This window comes from Pseudomonas sp. BJP69 (assembly GCF_007633355.1).
Lineage (GTDB): Bacteria > Pseudomonadota > Gammaproteobacteria > Pseudomonadales > Pseudomonadaceae > Aquipseudomonas > Aquipseudomonas juntendi.
Genome location: NZ_CP041933.1, coordinates 4,083,850 through 4,100,307, shown reverse-complemented (window position 1 = coordinate 4,100,307; position 16,458 = coordinate 4,083,850). Strand labels below are relative to the sequence as shown.

The following is a 16,458-nucleotide window of genomic DNA, read 5'->3' as shown; positions in this document are numbered from 1 at the left end:
CGCGAGGTGGAGGAGAGGTGCGGCCAAGTGAAAGTCCCTTTGGAAAACGTATCCGGATATTACTCCGGACAACATGACTTGCAGTCGTCCGGCAGCGTTAAAGATAGTTCATCCTGAGGATGAGCCCTCAACACCGCAGGTTGGGTCGGTAGACCCGGTCATACGAGTGGCAGGAGACAAACGCAACAAACCCCGCGCTGCTGTTACACAGGCGGGGTTTGTTCTGACGAATATGGTTGCGGGAGCCGGATTTGAACCGACGACCTTCGGGTTATGAGCCCGACGAGCTACCAGGCTGCTCCATCCCGCGTCAGAGGTGCGCATTCTACAGTTTGCCGGTCTGGTGTCAAGTGTTTTCACGCTCCGGCTCCAGACCTTTTTCAAGCGCAAAGAAAAAGGCCACTGTGTTAACAGTGGCCTTATCTTGAATCTGGTTGCGGGAGCCGGATTTGAACCGACGACCTTCGGGTTATGAGCCCGACGAGCTACCAGGCTGCTCCATCCCGCGTCAGTGGGGCGAATTCTACAGTTTGCAGCGTGTGTGTCAAGCGCTACTTTTTGATTTACCGAGACTTTTTGAAAAATCGCTTTTCCATGGGCAAAGAAAAAGGCCACTGCGTGAACAGTGGCCTTTTCTCGAAACTGGTTGCGGGAGCCGGATTTGAACCGACGACCTTCGGGTTATGAGCCCGACGAGCTACCAGGCTGCTCCATCCCGCGCCTGTGAGATCGAATTCTACGGATTTGCGCGCTGGTGTCAAGCAATTGTTTTGAAAAAACCTTTTTTGTTCAAACCCTTAGCGCATCACACCTGCATGCGGCTCAGGCGCGGCGGGCCTTTCAGGCCGATTATCGCGTGGGCATGCGGGTCAGCTGTTGAACGGGCGGCGCCATGCGATACTATCTGTATGAATTTACAGTGCTGACGGTCATCCATGTCTTTGCGCAAGATCATCCACGTTGACTGCGATTGCTTCTATGCCGCGATCGAGATGCGTGACGACCCGCGTCTGGCCGGGCGGCCCATGGCAGTGGGCGGCTCGGCAGAGCGCCGTGGCGTGATCGCCACCTGTAATTATGAAGCGCGTGCCTACGGTGTGCGCTCGGCCATGGCATCGCGCCACGCGCTGAAACTGTGCCCGGACTTGTTGATCGTCAAGCCGCGTTTCGAGGCCTATCGCGAAGCCTCGCGGGAAATTCATGCCATCTTTCGAGACTACACCGAGCTGATCGAGCCCTTGTCGTTGGACGAGGCCTACCTGGATGTCAGCGACAGCCTATGGTATTCGGGTAGCGCCACCCGTATTGCCGAGGATATTCGCCGGCGAGTCGCGCGTACCCTGCATATCACCGTGTCGGCGGGGGTGGCGCCAAACAAGTTCCTGGCCAAGATCGCCAGCGACTGGCGCAAGCCCAACGGGCTGTTCGTGATTACCCCCGATGAGGTCGAGGCATTCGTTGCGGCCTTGCCAGTGGCCAGGCTGCACGGCGTGGGCAAGGTCACTGCAGACAAACTGACGCGCCTGGGTATCGAAACCTGCCTGCAACTGCGTGACTGGTCGCGCCTGGCGCTGGTGCGCGAGTTCGGTAGTTTCGGTGAGCGGTTGTGGGGGCTGGCGCGAGGTATTGACGAGCGTGCGGTGCACAACGATAGCCGGCGCCAGTCGGTCAGCGTGGAAAATACCTACGACACCGACCTGCCGGACCTGGCCAGTTGCCTGGCGCGTTTGCCGGAACTGTTGGAAAGCCTGAACGAACGCATCGCCCGCATGGACAGCAGTTACCGGCCAGAGAAACCCTTCGTCAAGGTCAAGTTCCATGACTTCAGCCAAACCACGCTGGAACAGGCCGGGGCGGGCAGGGACCTGGAAAGTTACCGGCAATTGCTGGGGCAGGCGTTCGCCCGCGGTGGCAAGCCGGTGCGTTTGTTGGGGGTAGGGGTAAGGTTGCGCGATCTGCGCGGTGCGCATGAACAGCTGGAGCTGTTTGCGCCTATATAAAGAAGCGGCCTTGCGCCGCGGTGGTCGGCGCAGCAGCCCCGGCAATTCAAGCAGCAATGCCGAATGCCTGGGGCTACTGCGCAGCCCATCGCGACGCGAGGCCGCTCCTACAGGGTAATCGCGATAGAGGCCGGGTTATTGCGCCCCCGGGTCAGCCACTAATCGCCCGGTAGCCTTGGTCAGCGACTGCAGAAACTCCTGCTGCAGCTCCGGGTCGTTGCGGGTCAGCTCGATCAGGCTCTGTTCCATTTCGCTGGCTTCTTCTTCAAGGCCCAGCTCGGACAGGCGCTTGACCCGGTGTACCCACTGGCTGACATCGTCATCTTCGAGGTCATCGAAGATCAGCTCATGGGCCTCATGCAGCTTGTTGCGCAGGGTGGCGCTGACCAGCAGGCTGGCGTCGCCACGGACCCCGTTGTCCTCGTCGAGCACTTGCAGGTGCAGGGTGCCGACGTGGTTGAGGTTCTGCTCCGAAAACGGGCTGTCCAGCAGGTTCAGGCGCAGTACGCCGCTACGGTCGGTGGTCAGCTCGTGAGTCATTTTGCCAGCCTTGACCTCGACCAAGCGTTCGCTCCACGGCATGCTGGTGGATTCTTCACGCTGGCCTTTCTGCACTTCGCTGATTCCGGCCAGGTTCTGCTGGGCGCGGCCATTGGACGCTACGTTCATGAACGGGTTGAGCCCGTCCACCCCATAGCTGAGCCAGTCGTGGGTCATGCTTTGCGGCAGGTTGCCCAAAGCGAAGACATTGACCACGTTAGCGCCAACCCCCGCCACAACGGCCACCACACCCAGCGGGATCTCGTAGATCTCCCGCCAGGGCTGGTAAGGCGTGTAGCGATCATAGCGGCGGGTGACTTCGAACTCGGTCACTTCGAAACGCTTTTCCTCATGCACGCGCACACGCCGTTGCGGCAGCTCCATCACCTTCGGCTCGCCGACATCGATCTGCAGGGTGTGGGCGAGCAGTTTGCGCTCCACGCGCTCCTCATGGTCGCTGCGCTGGGACATCTGGTTGGCGCAGCCGCTGACGAGCAGGGCGCCGCACAGTGCGGCGCCCCCCCGGGTAAAGGTACTTCGCTTGAACATGATTACTCGTGCATTGGTTATCAGCGGCGAACGCGGGCCTGCAGGAAGGTCAGCACTTCATTGAGCGGCAACGGCTGGGCGTCCTGCTCGGTGCGGTGCTTGTACTCCAGGTTGCCTTCGGCCAGGCCGCGATCGCTGACCACGATGCGGTGCGGGATGCCGATCAGCTCCATGTCGGCGAACTTGATGCCGGGGCTGGTCTTCTTGTCACGGTCGTCCAGCAGTACTTCAAAGCCGGCGGCGGTCAGTTCGGCGTACAGCTTGTCGGTTGCCTCGCGAACCGCTTCGGTTTCGTAGCGCAGCGGTACCAGGGCAATCTGGAACGGGGCCAGGGCGTCGTTCCAGATGATGCCTTTGTCGTCGTAGCTCTGCTCGATGGCGGCTGCCACCACGCGCGATACACCGATGCCGTAGCAACCCATCGACAGCACGACCGGCTTGCCGTTCTCGCCCAGCACCTGGCACTTCAGCGCTTCGCTGTACTTGGTGCCCAGCTGGAAGATATGCCCGACTTCGATGCCACGCTTGATGATCAGGGTGCCTTGGCCGTCCGGGCTCGGGTCGCCTTCAACCACATTGCGCAGGTCGGCTACCTGTGGCACTGGCAGGTCGCGCTCCCAGTTCACGCCGAAATAGTGCTTGTCGTCGATGTTGGCACCAATACCGAAATCGCTCATCAGCGCCACCGAACGGTCGATGATGCATTCCAGCGGCAGGTTCAATGGGCCCAGCGAGCCGGCGCCGGCGCCGATTGCCTCGCGCAGTTCGGCTTCGGTGGCCATTACCAGCGGGTCGGCAACCTGTTCAAGCTTGGTGGCCTTGATTTCGTTCAGCTCGTGGTCGCCACGAACGATCAGGGCCACCAGCTTGCCCTCTTCGGCGCCGCGCACGATCAGGGTCTTGACGGTTTTCTCGATCGGCAGGCCGAAGTTTTCCACCAGCTGGGCAATGGTCTTGGCGTTTGGCGTATCGACCAGGCGCAGCTCTTCGGTAGGCGCAGGGCGCACGGTTTCCCGTGGGATGGCCTCGGCCTTTTCGATGTTGGCGGCGTAGTCGGAGCTGTCGCTGAAGATCACGTCGTCTTCGCCAGACTCGGCCAGTACGTGGAACTCATGCGAGTAGCTGCCGCCGATCGAGCCGGTGTCGGCCTGCACAGGGCGAAAGTCCAGGCCCAGGCGCGTGAATATGTTGCTGTAGGCCTGGTGCATGCGGTCATAGGTTTCCTGCAAGGAAGCCTGGTCGGCATGGAACGAGTAGGCGTCTTTCATGATGAACTCGCGGCCACGCATGAGGCCGAAGCGCGGGCGGATTTCATCGCGGAATTTGGTCTGGATCTGGTACATGTTGAGCGGCAGCTGTTTATAGCTGGACAGCTCGTTACGGGCCAGGTCGGTGATCACTTCTTCGTGGGTTGGGCCGACACAGAAGTCACGCTGATGGCGGTCTTTGAGGCGCAGCAGTTCCGGGCCGTATTGTTCCCAGCGGCCGGACTCCTGCCACAGCTCGGCGGGCTGGATGCTTGGCATCAGCACTTCGAGGGCACCGGCGGCGTTCATTTCCTCACGTACCACGGCCTCGACCTTGCGCATTACCCGCAGGCCCATCGGCAGCCAGGTGTACAGGCCGGAGGCCAGTTTGCGGATCATGCCGGCACGCAGCATGAGCTGATGGCTGATGACCACTGCATCGGCAGGGGTTTCTTTCTGGGTGGCGAGCAAATATTGACTGGTGCGCATGGTTAGCCGTGTCGATTGCCTAAGACGTTGAAATAGCCCCGCATTGTACGGGGGTGAAACGAAGGCGTACAGGATGCCCCAGGGCGTGACGCTTGTCAGCCAAGAAAAAGCCCGGCGAGGTCGCCGGGCTTTTCAGGTGCGGGGCACTGCAAGCCAGGCTTACAGGATGCTCAGCGGGTACTCCACGATCAGGCGCAGTTCGTCGATCGAAGGCGAACCGTAGTAAACGCCATCGGCCGAACGGTAGGTGGCTTGACGGACGCGGAAGCTCAGGTCCTTGGCCGGGCCGCTCTGCATCACGTACTTGACGTCGATGTCGCGTTCCCATTCCTTGCCGCTGTCGGTGGTGCGGGTGGTTGCACCGGTACCACGTACATAGCGGGTCATGAAGGTCAGGCCGGGTACGCCGAATTCAGCGAAGTTCAGGTCGTAGCGAGCCTGCCAGGATTTTTCGTCTTCGGCGTTGAAGTCGGAACGGGCCACGGAGTTGGCCAGGAAGACCGTGCCGCCACCGTCTACACCGTAGGCGTAGTCGCCGTCACCGGTGACCTTCTGGTAGGCCAGGGTGAAGGTGTGGGCGCCGACGTTGTACGCGGCCGACAGGCTGGCTGCGATGTTGTCCAGTTCGTTGCTGCCGTCGGACTTGCTGACGAATGCACCGGTCAGGTTGTTGCCGATGGACTTGGTGTCATAGATGTTGAAGTCGAACACCAGGCCTTGCTTGTCGCTGATCGGCAGCGCCCAGTTGATATTGCCGTACCACTTGCGGAAGTGGTCTTCGACACGCGAGTAGTAAACGCTGGTGCTGAGGTTGTCGGAGAGGGCATAGGTGCCACCAAAGACATTGGCCTCGGTCAGCCGCAGGCTGTCGTGGTAAGTCTGGGCCTGGGCGTTCAGCGCAGTGAAGTGACCAGCGTGCAGGGTCAGGCCGTCGATTTCGTTGCTGGTGATCAGGCCACCTTCGGCAACTTCTGGCAGCAAGCGGCTGTCGTCGGTTGCGAATACTGGCAGTGCGGTGAACTGGTCGCCCCACTTCAGTACGGTGTTGGAGATGCGCATTTTCACAGCGCCGCCCGCTTCCGAGTAATCATCTTGCGAGCGACCGTCCGAGCCAGTCGGGAACAGGCCGGTGCCGGCGCGGCCGCGGCCGCTGTCCAGCTTCAGGCCGAGCATGCCGATGGCGTCGACGCCGAAGCCTACGGTGCCTTGGGTGAAGCCGGATTCGAAGGTGCCCAGGAAGCCAAGGCCGGTTTCTTCCACGCGGCTCTGGCTGCCAGGCGCGTTGTTGCGGAAGTCACGGCTGAAATACAGCATGCGGGTCTTGACGTTCAGCTTGCTGTCTTCGATGAAACCTTTGGACTCATCTTGTGCGGAGGCCATTGCCAACTGCGAGGTCCCTGCCGTAACGGCCAGGGCGATCATGCTCCACTTCATCACGCGCATCGTGATTTGCTCCTTTGGTTTTTAGGAAGAGTACCGCTGCGTCCAAGTGTTTTAGTTATATGGAGCAGCTCTTTCTTGTTATGTCGGCGAAAATGTATAGCACGCTGACTGTTCTTGGCGATATGGCGATAGAGACTCTTTACGGAACTTTTCCACCATGTCGCGCTCAGGTATTTCCATGTCGCAAATCACGCCCCAATTTAGGGCCGTATAACCCCAGCGCTGCTTCTTTAGCCGCCATGAATCGGTAACTACCGACGCCAGCTGAAGAAACTCCCTGGTAACCAATGCCGCTGTTGTTATTTGTCGCGTACACCTGCCATTGCAGATGCCGTGCCGACTTGGCGTGAAAGGAATGCAACAAGCGTGCTCAAAATTAGCAACAGTTCATGAAATTTTCACAAAACCCCCTACCGAGGGTCGGAAAGTGCCGTAAACACGGGGTCGAGCGCCGTTTAGGTATTGTTGAGTTCGAGAATCATTAAAATTTAAAGCGCGCTCATAAAAGTCAATGTGTTACCGCCATTTGTTCATCCAGAGTCGTTTTTGGGGTGGCAGGTGCGGGAGGGGTGGGTAGATGGCCTCATTTTGGTGCGAAAAGTAGCGCTGTGTTACCGGGATTGTGCAGGGTATTCTTGCCACCCATGTTTTCCGCGCCATGCGGGTCGTTTTGTCTTAAGGAGATATGCCGTGTTCGTCCTCGATTCGCGTCTGCAGCAGGATTCCCTGGTGCTGGGGGAGCTTGCGCTGTGCCAGCTGCTGCTGAGCAAGGATGCCAATTACCCGTGGTTCATCCTGGTGCCCAAGCGTGCTGAGGTGAGTGAGTTGTTCGATTTGGATGTGCACGAGCAGCAGCAACTGTGGCAGGAGACCACCCTGTTGGCAGAAGCGTTGAAGGCCAGCTACGGCGCCGACAAGATGAACGTGGCAACCTTGGGCAATGTGGTAAGCCAGTTGCACATGCATGTGATCGTGCGCCGCCGTGACGACGCTGCCTGGCCCGCCCCGGTCTGGGGCAAGTGCCCGCCAGTGGCCTATACCGATGCCCAACTGCAGGCGGTACGCCAGCGTGTGCGCGACCTGGGGCTGGCCGGTTATCAGGAGGCCTGACATGTCACTGGAAATGCGCATGATCGAACTGGAAACCCGCCAGGCGTTCCAAGATGACACCCTCCAGGCATTGAATGATGTGGTGGTAGAGCAGGCGAAGGTGATCGAGCGCCTGCAGCTGCAGGTGACCGAGCTGATAAAGCGTCATGAAGAGATGGTGGGGCAATTCGGTAGCGAAGGGGACGAGGCGCCGCCGCCGCATTATTGATGCGCTGATCACTGTTCTGATCGGGTGCAGTGGCCCCCACAGGGCGGTAGTCAGGCCTGTGGGGGCATTGGTGCTGGGGCTGGCGGTATCAGCGGCGGGTCACGGCCACCACATCCTCGGCCTGCAGGCCTTTGTCGCGGTGCATCACCGAGAATTCCACGCGCTGGCCTTCGACGAGGATGCGGTGACCCTCCCCGCGAATGGCGCGAAAGTGCACGAAGATATCATCACCCGAATCACGGGAAATGAAGCCAAAGCCTTTGGACGTATTGAACCACTTCACGGTGCCGGTATCGCGGTTACCGGTATCTGGGGCGGTGTGCTGGCTGTTGCGTGGCTTGCGCGGGCTGCGCGCAAAGCCCACGGCCAGGTGCAGGGCGACGGCCAGCGTGGCGCAGACCAGTGCTGCCAGGTTGCCCATTTCCGGGCGGGCCAGCAGTGTCAGGGTCTGTAGCACCACGGCAACTACCAGCAAGGCGCAGGCCAGGTGCTGCAGTTGCTGGCGCGCGCCTCGGTAATACAGGGGCACGACTGGCGCCAGGACCAGGTTGAGCAGGCCAAGCAGTGCCAGGTAGACCGCGTCGGGTTGCAGGAGGAAGGGGGTTGCTTCGGTTTTCAGGCTGGGTATGAGCGATAGCAGCAAAGCTGCCACGCCCGTCACCAGATGGACGATCTTGAACATGGGGTTGGCTCACAGTTGATAAGGCCGATCACAGGAAGAGCGGGCAGCACGGTGCGCATGATGTGTAGAGCGCAAACACGTGGCAGGCCAGCCTATGCACCCGGCAATAACAGTCCGCACGGGTGGCACGCTGCCTATTTAACAGTAAAGCCGCAGGCTACTCAAACCGCAGGCCGCCCGGCGGGCGATGTGTTGCGCCATGTCACATGCGACAGGCGCCAAGTATTGCTACAGTGGTCGTCGCCCGCTTGAGTCTCAAGCCTTATGCAAAGGGGAACTTCATGGCAATCGATATCGGTATCAGTGAAGAAGATCGCAAATCCATCGTTGATGGGCTGTCCCGCTTGTTGTCGGATACCTACGTGCTGTATCTGAAAACCCATAACTTTCACTGGAACGTCACAGGGCCGTCGTTCCGCACCCTGCACCTGATGTTCGAAGAGCAGTACAACGAATTGGCACTGGCGGTGGATTCCATCGCCGAGCGCATCCGGGCCCTGGGTTTCCCGGCGCCGGGGTCGTACGCATTCTATGCCCGGCACTCGTCCATCAAGGAGGAGGAAGGGGTACCCGCTGCGGAAGAGATGATCCGCCAGTTGGTGCAAGGGCAGGAGGCTGTGGTGCGCACTGCGCGCAGTATTTTCCCGGTAGTCGACAAGGTCAGTGACGAGCCGACAGCCGACCTGCTGACCCAGCGCATGCAGGTGCACGAGAAGACCGCGTGGATGCTGCGGGTTTTGCTCGACGGCAAATAATTACCCAGGCTGTCACATAACCCTGTGGGAGATAACACAGCCCTACGGGCTGCGCTGTCGCGCAGAGAACTCGATTCATAAGCACGATGCGGACCCTGTGGGAGCGGGCGTGCCCGCGAAGAATCCAGCGCGGTGGCTGGCACCGGCTACGCCGGTGTTCGCGGGCTCGCCCGCTCCCACAGGGGCCGCGTCGTGCATGACAATCAGTGTTTGTGCAGGAACACTTTGCCGCTGCTTTAACCGCGCCCATCAGCGCTTCATAGGCCACCTGGTACCTGTGACGAGGAAGTGTGGCGCATGATGCAAGCGAGCAAGCGTGTAAATGGCCAGGGGCGTTGGCCGGGGAAACCGTGCATCGATCCGTTCAAGGCGGATTTCGACATGTTGCAGATCCAGCCGGTGTCGCGCTCCGTGCGCCTCAACGGCTTTTCCACGTGCCTGCGCCTGGAGGCCGTCTACTGGCAGATCCTCGAGCGCATTGCCGCCGCCAACCGTTGCTCGGTCAGCGCGGTGCTGTCCTACGTTGACCGCGAGATCCACCTGCGCCAGGGTGGCGTGCGCAACTTCAGCGGCCTGATCCGGGTCATCTGCGTGGCGTGGCTGCAGAACCCGCCAAGTGCGCGCTGATCGCCTGGCGGGCTGCGCAGTGCTTGCTAACCATATATAATCCCGCTTTTTGCTGCCCCCGCAGCCAGCGTTTTGGTTGACGAGAGACACCCATGCCCTTGTATGACTATCAATGTGGATCCTGCGAGCACCGTATGGAAGTGCTGCAGAAGATCAGCGCCGCGCCGCTGACCGATTGCCCGGCCTGCCAGGCGCCAGCGCTGAAGAAGCTGCTGTCGGTCCCAGGCTTCCGCCTGAGCGGTAATGGTTGGTACGAAACCGACTTCAAGACCGGGGCGAAAAAGAATCTGGCAGGCGGCGACAAGGCCGACTGAGTTGAATGCTGTGACCGGGTCTTGCAGTATTAGCCCTCCGGGCGGCCAAGGCCTCCACCGAATACACGAATCACGAGAAGCGAAACCACCATCATGATGCGCAGCCATTATTGCGGCCAACTGAACGAGAGCCTGGACGGCCAGGAAGTCACCCTTTGCGGCTGGGTCCATCGGCGCCGCGACCACGGCGGGGTGATCTTCCTCGACATCCGTGACCGCGAAGGCATGGCCCAGGTCGTGTTCGACCCGGATCGCGCCGAAACTTTCGCCGCTGCCGACCGCGTGCGCAGCGAATACGTCGTGCAGCTGACCGGTAAGGTTCGCAAGCGCCCTGAGGGTGCAGTGAATGCCAACATGGCGTCCGGTGCCATCGAAATCCTCGGCTACCAGCTGACCGTGCTCAACGAAGCAGAAACGCCACCGTTCCCGCTGAACGAGTACTCCGACGTCGGCGAAGAAACCCGCCTGCGCTACCGCTTCATCGACCTGCGTCGCCCGGAAATGGCCGACAAGCTGCGCCTGCGCTCGCGCATCACCAGCAGCATCCGTCGCTTCCTTGACGAAAATGGCTTCCTCGACGTCGAAACCCCAATCCTCACCCGTGCAACCCCGGAAGGCGCGCGCGACTACCTGGTGCCTAGCCGTACCCACGCCGGTAGCTTCTTCGCCCTGCCGCAGTCGCCACAGCTGTTCAAGCAGTTGCTGATGGTGGCCGGCTTCGACCGTTACTACCAGATCGCCAAGTGCTTCCGTGACGAAGACCTGCGTGCCGACCGCCAGCCGGAATTCACCCAGATCGACATCGAGACCAGCTTCCTCGATGAAAACGAGATCATGGGCCTGACCGAAAGCATGATCCGCAAGCTGTTCAAGGAAGTGCTCGACCTGGAATTCGGCGAATTCCCGCACATGACCTTCGAAGAAGCCATGCGCCGCTACGGTTCCGACAAGCCAGACCTGCGTAACCCGCTGGAACTGGTTGACGTTGCCGACCAGCTCAAGGATGTCGACTTCAAGGTGTTCGCCGGCCCGGCCAACGATCCGAAGTGCCGTGTAACCGCCCTGCGCCTGCCAGGCGGCGCCAGCATGCCGCGCAGCAAGATCGACGAGTACACCAAGTTCGTCGGCATCTACGGTGCCAAGGGCCTGGCCTACATCAAGGTCAACGAGCGCGCCAAGGGTGTCGAAGGCCTGCAGTCGCCGATCGTCAAGAACATCCCCGAGGCCAACCTCAACACCATCCTCGATCGCGTTGGCGCCGTAGACGGCGACATCGTGTTCTTCGGTGCCGACAAGTTCAAGGTGGTCAGCGAAGCGCTGGGCGCGCTGCGTATCCGCCTGGGCCACGACTTCGAGCTGCTGACATGCGAGTGGGCACCGATGTGGGTCGTCGACTTCCCGATGTTCGAAGAGAACGAAGACGGCAGCTTCACCGCGCTGCACCACCCGTTCACCGCGCCGAAGTGCACCCCGCAAGAGCTCGAGGCCAACCCGGCTACCGCGCTGTCGCGTGCCTACGACATGGTGCTGAACGGTACCGAGCTGGGTGGCGGTTCGATCCGTATCCATCGCAAAGAGATGCAGCAGGCCGTGTTCCGCCTGCTGGGTATCGAAGCCGAAGAACAGGAAGAGAAATTCGGCTTCCTGCTCGACGCCCTGAAGTTCGGTGCACCGCCTCACGGTGGCCTGGCCTTCGGCCTGGACCGCTTGGTCATGCTGATGACTGGCGCCCAGTCGATTCGTGAAGTGATTGCCTTCCCGAAAACCCAGAGCGCCGCGTGTGTCATGACCCAGGCCCCTGGCCTGGTCGACGCCAAGGCCCTGCGCGAGCTGCACATCCGACTGCGTGAACAGACCAAGGTCGAATAAGCAGTCCCGGGCGCATCCACATGGATGCGCCTTTGCGTTTCGGCGCAGGCATTTTCCCGTCCCGCCCCGTCATGGGGCGGGGCTGTTTGTGATTCAAGGAAAACGGAGTCGTTATGGCTGGTCATTCCAAGTGGGCGAACATCAAGCACCGCAAAGAGCGCCAGGATGCCAAGAGAGGCAAGGTCTTCACCAAGTGGATCCGCGAACTGACGGTTGCTGCCAAGCAGGGCGGCCCTGATCCGGCATCCAACCCGCGCCTGCGCCTGGCGCTGGACAAGGCCCTGGGCGCCAACATGAGCCGCGACATCATCGACCGCGCCGTGGCCCGTGGTGCGGGCACCAACGAAAGCGACAACGTTGAAGAGCTCAGCTACGAAGGTTACGGCCCGGGTGGCGTGGCGATCATGGTCGAAGCCATGACCGACAACCGCAACCGTACCGCCGCCGCCGTGCGCCATGCCTTTACCAAGTGTGGCGGCAACCTCGGTACCGATGGCTCGGTGGCCTACCTGTTCGAGCGCAAGGGGCAGCTCAGCTTTGCGCCGGGCGTGGACGAAGACGCGTTGATGGAAGCGGCGATGGAGGCCGATGCCGACGACGTGGTAGCCAACGAGGACGGTTCGTTCGAGGTATTCACCTCGTTCAACAGTTTCTATGCCGTGCGTAACGCCCTCGAAGAGGCCGGCTTCAAGGCCGCTGACGCGGAAATCGTGATGCAGCCGACCACCAGTGCCGAACTTGACCACGAGGGTGCCGAGAAGGTGCTCAAGCTGATCGACATGCTCGAAGACCTGGATGACGTGCAGAACGTCTACTCCAACGCCCAGATTTCCGACGAGATCATGGAAAACCTCGGCTAAGGTCTGCAGACTCGCCGAGTCAAGGCTGCTATTGGGGCTGCTGTGCAGCCCATCGCCGGCAAGCCAGCTCCCACAGGTACCGCGCTTTTCTTGAAGCTTGTGCTGTACCTGTGGGAGCTGGCTTGCCGGCGATGGGCCGCGCAGCGGCCCCTATGGTCTTGCAACGTTAGTTTTTTACGACAGGCACTATGACTCTGATTCTAGGTATCGACCCCGGCTCGCGAATCACCGGCTACGGCGTCGTCCGCCAGACCGCCCGTGGTTGCGAGTACGTGGCGTCGGGTTGTATCCGCACCGGCAGCGGCGAGCTGCACGAGCGGCTGCAGATCGTTTTTCGTGGTGTCAGTGAAATCATCACCCAGCACGGCCCGGTAACCATGGGCATCGAGCGGGTGTTCATGGCCCGCAACGCCGACTCGGCGCTGAAGCTCGGCCAGGCGCGCGGCGCTGCTATCGTTGCCGCTGCCGAAGCCGGCCTGGAAATCGCTGAATACAGCGCCACTCAGGTCAAGCAAGCCGTGGCCGGCACCGGTGGGGCCAACAAGGAACAGGTGATGATGATGGTCATGCACCTGCTGAAACTGACGCAAAAGCCGCAGATCGATGCCTCCGATGCGCTGGCCATTGCCCTGTGCCATGCCCATACCCGTTCCAGCCTGGTGCCCCATGGCCTGGCCACCGCACGCCGACGCGGCGGGCGCTTGCGTCTTTGAGCGCTTCATGCGCAGATACAAAATTTGTCCGGGTGAAGCATTCACCCGCCGCATTTGCTGATAGGGTTGAGCGGTCGTTGACCGGCTCCCCGAGAGGAAGGATCGGAACGTGATTGGACGTTTGCGCGGCACCCTGGCGGAAAAACAGCCGCCGCACCTGATTATCGACGTCAATGGCGTGGGCTACGAGCTCGAAGTGCCCATGACCACGCTGTACCGTCTGCCCAAAGTGGGCGAAACCGTCACTGTGCATACCCATCTGGTGGTGCGCGAAGACGCCCACCTGCTCTATGGTTTTGCCGAAAAGCGCGAGCGCGAGCTGTTCCGCGAGTTGATCCGCCTGAACGGCGTAGGGCCCAAGCTGGCCCTGGCGTTGATGTCCGGGCTGGAGGTCGACGAGCTGGTACGTTGCGTGCAGGCCCAGGATACTTCGGCCCTGGTACGCGTGCCGGGGGTCGGCAAGAAAACCGCCGAACGCCTGCTGGTCGAACTCAAGGACCGCTTCAAGGCCTGGGAAACCTCGCCGGCCATGTTTACCCTGGTGTCGGATGGGCCGTTGCCGGCCGCCAGCGCATCAAGCGCCGAGGCCGATGCAATCAGTGCCCTGGTCTCGCTGGGCTACAAGCCGCAGGAAGCCAGCAAGGCGATTGCCGCGATCAAGGACAAGGCCGGCTTGAGCAGTGAAGAACTGATCCGCCGCAGCCTGAAAGGGATGATTGCCAAGTGATCGAAGCCGACCGCCTGATCGCCGCCAGTGGCCGCGACCGTGAAGAAGTCCAGGACCGTGCGATCCGGCCGCTGAGCCTGAGCGAGTACATCGGTCAGCCGGTGGTGCGCGAGCAGATGTCGTTGTTCATCCAGGCTGCTCGCGGGCGCAGCGAGTCGCTCGACCACACGCTGATCTTCGGCCCCCCAGGCTTGGGCAAGACCACCCTGGCCAACATCATCGCCCATGAAATGGGCGTTTCGGTGAAGAGCACCTCTGGGCCGATTCTGGAGCGCCCGGGCGATCTGGCGGCCATGCTGACCAACCTCGAACCGCACGACGTGCTGTTCATCGACGAGATCCACCGGTTGTCGCCGGTTGTCGAAGAGGTGCTGTACCCGGCCATGGAAGACTTCCAGCTCGACATCATGATCGGCGAAGGGCCAGCGGCCCGTTCGATCAAGCTCGACCTGCCGCCGTTCACCCTCGTCGGTGCAACTACCCGTGCCGGGATGCTCACCAACCCGCTGCGTGACCGCTTCGGCATCGTCCAGCGCCTGGAGTTCTATAGCGACAAGGACCTGGCCACCATCGTCAGCCGCTCGGCCAATATTCTTGGCCTGGCCATCGAGGACCTGGGTGCCTACGAAATTGCCCGCCGTGCCCGTGGCACGCCACGAATCGCCAACCGCCTGCTGCGCCGCGTGCGTGACTACGCCGAGGTGCGCGGCAAGGGCCAGATCACCAAGGCCGTGGCTGACATGGCGTTGAACCTGCTGGACGTCGACGAGCGCGGTTTTGATCATTCCGACCGTCGCCTGTTGCTGACCATGATCGAGAAGTTCGATGGTGGCCCGGTGGGCGTCGACAACCTGGCGGCGGCCATCAGCGAAGAGCGCCATACCATCGAAGACGTACTCGAGCCCTACCTGATTCAGCAGGGTTACATCATGCGCACGCCGCGTGGCCGCGTCGTCACACGGCATGCCTACCTGCACTTCGGCCTGAATATTCCAGGGCGCCTGGGGGAGGGCGCAAATTATTCGGAGCCGGGCGATGAATGACAGATCGAAACCGACTTTTCGTGGTCCTACCGCAGGCACGCCGAATGGTTGCTGGCAATAAGACATTAATGACGAAAAAACAGTTGCCACAGCGGATTGGCAAGCCGAGGAGTAAGCACTAGAGTATGCGCGCGCAAAATGGCCTGGAACCGTTCGTACACCGTTGTCGCGTCTATTACGAGGATACCGATGCCGGTGGCGTGGTGTATTACGTCAACTACCTGAAATTCATGGAGCGCGCGCGCACCGAACGCCTGCGGCACCTGGGGTTCTCCCAGTCGCAACTGGCCGAAGACAATCTGCTGTTCGTGGTCCATTCCAGCGAAGCGCGCTACCACGCGCCGGCGCGGCTGGACGACCAACTGCGGGTCACCGCGCAAGTACTTGAACTCAATCGCGCCAGCCTGCGTTTCGTCCAGCAGGTTTGGCGCGAAAACGATGAAACGCTGCTCTGCGAGGGGCAGTTCCTGGTGGCCGCAGTGCGTGCTGACACTTTCAAACCCCGAGCCATACCCCCCCAGCTGCGCGACGCTTTTGCGGCGGACGGCTCGGGTAATCAATCGAACGCAGGAGAATAAGCGTGGAAGCTAACGTCGTCGACCATACCTCCATGTGGAGTCTGGTCAGCAATGCCAGCGTGGTGGTTCAGCTGGTAATGCTGACCCTGGTGGCCGCCTCGGTCACCTCATGGATCATGATCTTCCAGCGCAGCGCCATGCTGCGCGCCGGTCGTCGTGCGCTGGATGCCTTCGAAGAGCGCTTCTGGTCGGGCATCGACCTGTCCAAGCTGTACCGTCAGGCAGGCAGCAACCCAGACCCGGATTCAGGCGTGGAGCAAGTATTCCGTGCCGGCTTCAAAGAGTTCTCGCGCCTGCGCCAGCAGCCGGGTGTAGACCCGGATGCGGTCATGGAAGGCGTGGGCCGTGCCATGCGCGTGGCCATCTCGCGCGAAGAAGAAAAGCTCGAGCAGAGCCTGCCGTTCCTGGCCACCGTCGGTTCCACCAGCCCGTACATCGGCCTGTTCGGTACCGTATGGGGCATCATGAACTCCTTCCGCGGCCTGGCCAGCGCCCAGCAAGCGACCCTGGCCACCGTTGCCCCGGGTATCGCCGAAGCCCTGGTGGCTACGGCCATCGGCCTGTTCGCGGCAATTCCGGCGGTCATTGCCTACAACCGTTTTGCCGCGCGCAGCGAAGTGCTGATCGGCCGTTACTACACCTTCGCCGACGAGTTCCAGGCGATCCTGCACCGTAAAGTGCACACCAGCGAAGAGTAATCAGGT

The 16,458-nt window shown here is 61.1% G+C and carries 17 protein-coding genes and 3 tRNA genes; 13 read left to right on the top strand and 7 right to left on the bottom strand.

Annotated features, from left to right (window positions below):
* Nucleotides 1–233 precede the first annotated feature (233 nt).
* The 3 genes from FPB55_RS19180 to FPB55_RS19170 form a co-directional block, all read right to left on the bottom strand.
* Nucleotides 234–310, bottom strand: a tRNA-Met gene (locus FPB55_RS19180).
* Nucleotides 311–431: 121 nt separating this feature from the next.
* A tRNA-Met gene (locus FPB55_RS19175) sits at nt 432–508 on the bottom strand.
* 135 nt (nt 509–643) lie between these two features.
* Nucleotides 644–720: transfer RNA gene (locus FPB55_RS19170), tRNA-Met, on the bottom strand.
* 221 nt (nt 721–941) lie between these two features.
* Here FPB55_RS19170 and dinB point away from each other — a divergent pair.
* On the top strand, nt 942–2,000 hold the full coding sequence (gene dinB, locus FPB55_RS19165; protein WP_178097542.1) for a DNA polymerase IV: 1,059 nt from the start codon (nt 942–944) through the stop codon (nt 1,998–2,000).
* A gap of 135 nt (nt 2,001–2,135) precedes the next feature.
* On the opposite strand, the gene FPB55_RS19160 is transcribed toward dinB, so the two are convergent.
* The 3 genes from FPB55_RS19160 to FPB55_RS19150 form a co-directional block, all read right to left on the bottom strand.
* On the bottom strand, nt 2,136–3,089 hold the full coding sequence (locus FPB55_RS19160; protein WP_125854582.1) for a hypothetical protein: 954 nt from the start codon (nt 3,087–3,089) through the stop codon (nt 2,136–2,138).
* A 20-nt stretch (nt 3,090–3,109) separates the two neighbouring features.
* Nucleotides 3,110–4,825, bottom strand: coding sequence for a proline--tRNA ligase (locus FPB55_RS19155; RefSeq protein WP_009684040.1), 1,716 nt, complete (start codon nt 4,823–4,825; stop codon nt 3,110–3,112).
* A 159-nt stretch (nt 4,826–4,984) separates the two neighbouring features.
* Nucleotides 4,985–6,268 (bottom strand): OprD family porin, encoded by a 1,284-nt coding sequence (locus FPB55_RS19150; RefSeq protein ID WP_009684041.1) that lies wholly within the window; start codon nt 6,266–6,268, stop codon nt 4,985–4,987.
* A gap of 690 nt (nt 6,269–6,958) precedes the next feature.
* Between FPB55_RS19150 and FPB55_RS19145 the strand changes: the two genes are divergently transcribed.
* Nucleotides 6,959–7,378 (top strand): HIT domain-containing protein, encoded by a 420-nt coding sequence (locus FPB55_RS19145; RefSeq protein WP_054905825.1) that lies wholly within the window; start codon nt 6,959–6,961, stop codon nt 7,376–7,378.
* Between the two features lies 1 nt (nt 7,379).
* On the top strand, nt 7,380–7,586 hold the full coding sequence (locus tag FPB55_RS19140) for a SlyX family protein (protein ID WP_009684043.1): 207 nt from the start codon (nt 7,380–7,382) through the stop codon (nt 7,584–7,586).
* Nucleotides 7,587–7,674: 88 nt separating this feature from the next.
* On the opposite strand, the gene FPB55_RS26865 is transcribed toward FPB55_RS19140, so the two are convergent.
* Nucleotides 7,675–8,268 carry a cold-shock protein gene (locus FPB55_RS26865; RefSeq protein WP_009684044.1) on the bottom strand — a complete coding sequence of 198 codons (594 nt, stop codon included), beginning with the start codon at nt 8,266–8,268 and terminating at the stop codon, nt 7,675–7,677.
* Between the two features lie 281 nt (nt 8,269–8,549).
* On the opposite strand from FPB55_RS26865, the gene FPB55_RS19130 reads away from it, so the two are divergent.
* From FPB55_RS19130 to tolQ, 10 genes are all read left to right on the top strand, one after another.
* Nucleotides 8,550–9,023 carry a Dps family protein gene (locus FPB55_RS19130; RefSeq protein ID WP_009684045.1) on the top strand — a complete coding sequence of 158 codons (474 nt, stop codon included), beginning with the start codon at nt 8,550–8,552 and terminating at the stop codon, nt 9,021–9,023.
* A 297-nt stretch (nt 9,024–9,320) separates the two neighbouring features.
* Entirely contained in the window at nt 9,321–9,650 is a 330-nt protein-coding gene (locus tag FPB55_RS19120) for a ribbon-helix-helix domain-containing protein (protein ID WP_009684046.1), read from the top strand.
* A gap of 92 nt (nt 9,651–9,742) precedes the next feature.
* A complete protein-coding gene (locus FPB55_RS19115) occupies nt 9,743–9,964 on the top strand; it encodes a zinc ribbon domain-containing protein (RefSeq protein WP_009684047.1) in 222 nt (73 codons plus the stop codon).
* Nucleotides 9,965–10,057: 93 nt separating this feature from the next.
* Complete coding sequence (gene aspS, locus FPB55_RS19110; RefSeq protein ID WP_029888030.1) at nt 10,058–11,833, top strand: aspartate--tRNA ligase; 1,776 nt, start codon at nt 10,058–10,060, stop codon at nt 11,831–11,833.
* 113 nt (nt 11,834–11,946) lie between these two features.
* Entirely contained in the window at nt 11,947–12,693 is a 747-nt protein-coding gene (locus tag FPB55_RS19105) for a YebC/PmpR family DNA-binding transcriptional regulator (protein ID WP_054905829.1), read from the top strand.
* Nucleotides 12,694–12,881: 188 nt separating this feature from the next.
* A complete protein-coding gene (gene ruvC / locus FPB55_RS19100) occupies nt 12,882–13,406 on the top strand; it encodes a crossover junction endodeoxyribonuclease RuvC (protein WP_029888028.1) in 525 nt (174 codons plus the stop codon).
* A gap of 109 nt (nt 13,407–13,515) precedes the next feature.
* On the top strand, nt 13,516–14,133 hold the full coding sequence (gene ruvA / locus FPB55_RS19095) for a Holliday junction branch migration protein RuvA (protein ID WP_009684051.1): 618 nt from the start codon (nt 13,516–13,518) through the stop codon (nt 14,131–14,133).
* Nucleotides 14,130–15,176, top strand: a complete 1,047-nt coding sequence (gene ruvB, locus FPB55_RS19090; RefSeq protein WP_115294572.1) for a Holliday junction branch migration DNA helicase RuvB — start codon at nt 14,130–14,132, stop codon at nt 15,174–15,176. Before ruvA ends, ruvB begins: the two co-directional genes overlap by 4 nt.
* A gap of 125 nt (nt 15,177–15,301) precedes the next feature.
* On the top strand, nt 15,302–15,754 hold the full coding sequence (gene ybgC, locus FPB55_RS19085) for a tol-pal system-associated acyl-CoA thioesterase (RefSeq protein ID WP_009684053.1): 453 nt from the start codon (nt 15,302–15,304) through the stop codon (nt 15,752–15,754).
* Nucleotides 15,755–15,756: 2 nt separating this feature from the next.
* Nucleotides 15,757–16,452 (top strand): protein TolQ, encoded by a 696-nt coding sequence (gene tolQ / locus FPB55_RS19080; RefSeq protein ID WP_009684054.1) that lies wholly within the window; start codon nt 15,757–15,759, stop codon nt 16,450–16,452.
* Nucleotides 16,453–16,458 lie beyond the last annotated feature (6 nt).

Excerpts from the sequence above, each read along its gene's own strand:
- FPB55_RS19160 (WP_125854582.1), bottom strand. The coding sequence starts at position 3,089 with ATGTTCAAGCGAAGTACCTTTACCCGGGGGGGCGCCGCACTGTGCGGC.
- FPB55_RS19155 (WP_009684040.1), bottom strand. The coding sequence starts at position 4,825 with ATGCGCACCAGTCAATATTTGCTCGCCACCCAGAAAGAAACCCCTGCC.
- FPB55_RS19150 (WP_009684041.1), bottom strand. The coding sequence starts at position 6,268 with ATGCGCGTGATGAAGTGGAGCATGATCGCCCTGGCCGTTACGGCAGGG.
- FPB55_RS19140 (WP_009684043.1), top strand. The coding sequence starts at position 7,380 with ATGTCACTGGAAATGCGCATGATCGAACTGGAAACCCGCCAGGCGTTC.
- FPB55_RS26865 (WP_009684044.1), bottom strand. The coding sequence starts at position 8,268 with ATGTTCAAGATCGTCCATCTGGTGACGGGCGTGGCAGCTTTGCTGCTA.
- FPB55_RS19130 (WP_009684045.1), top strand. The coding sequence starts at position 8,550 with ATGGCAATCGATATCGGTATCAGTGAAGAAGATCGCAAATCCATCGTT.
- FPB55_RS19120 (WP_009684046.1), top strand. The coding sequence starts at position 9,321 with ATGATGCAAGCGAGCAAGCGTGTAAATGGCCAGGGGCGTTGGCCGGGG.
- FPB55_RS19115 (WP_009684047.1), top strand. The coding sequence starts at position 9,743 with ATGCCCTTGTATGACTATCAATGTGGATCCTGCGAGCACCGTATGGAA.
- aspS (WP_029888030.1), top strand. The coding sequence starts at position 10,058 with ATGATGCGCAGCCATTATTGCGGCCAACTGAACGAGAGCCTGGACGGC.
- FPB55_RS19105 (WP_054905829.1), top strand. The coding sequence starts at position 11,947 with ATGGCTGGTCATTCCAAGTGGGCGAACATCAAGCACCGCAAAGAGCGC.
- ruvC (WP_029888028.1), top strand. The coding sequence starts at position 12,882 with ATGACTCTGATTCTAGGTATCGACCCCGGCTCGCGAATCACCGGCTAC.
- ybgC (WP_009684053.1), top strand. The coding sequence starts at position 15,302 with ATGCGCGCGCAAAATGGCCTGGAACCGTTCGTACACCGTTGTCGCGTC.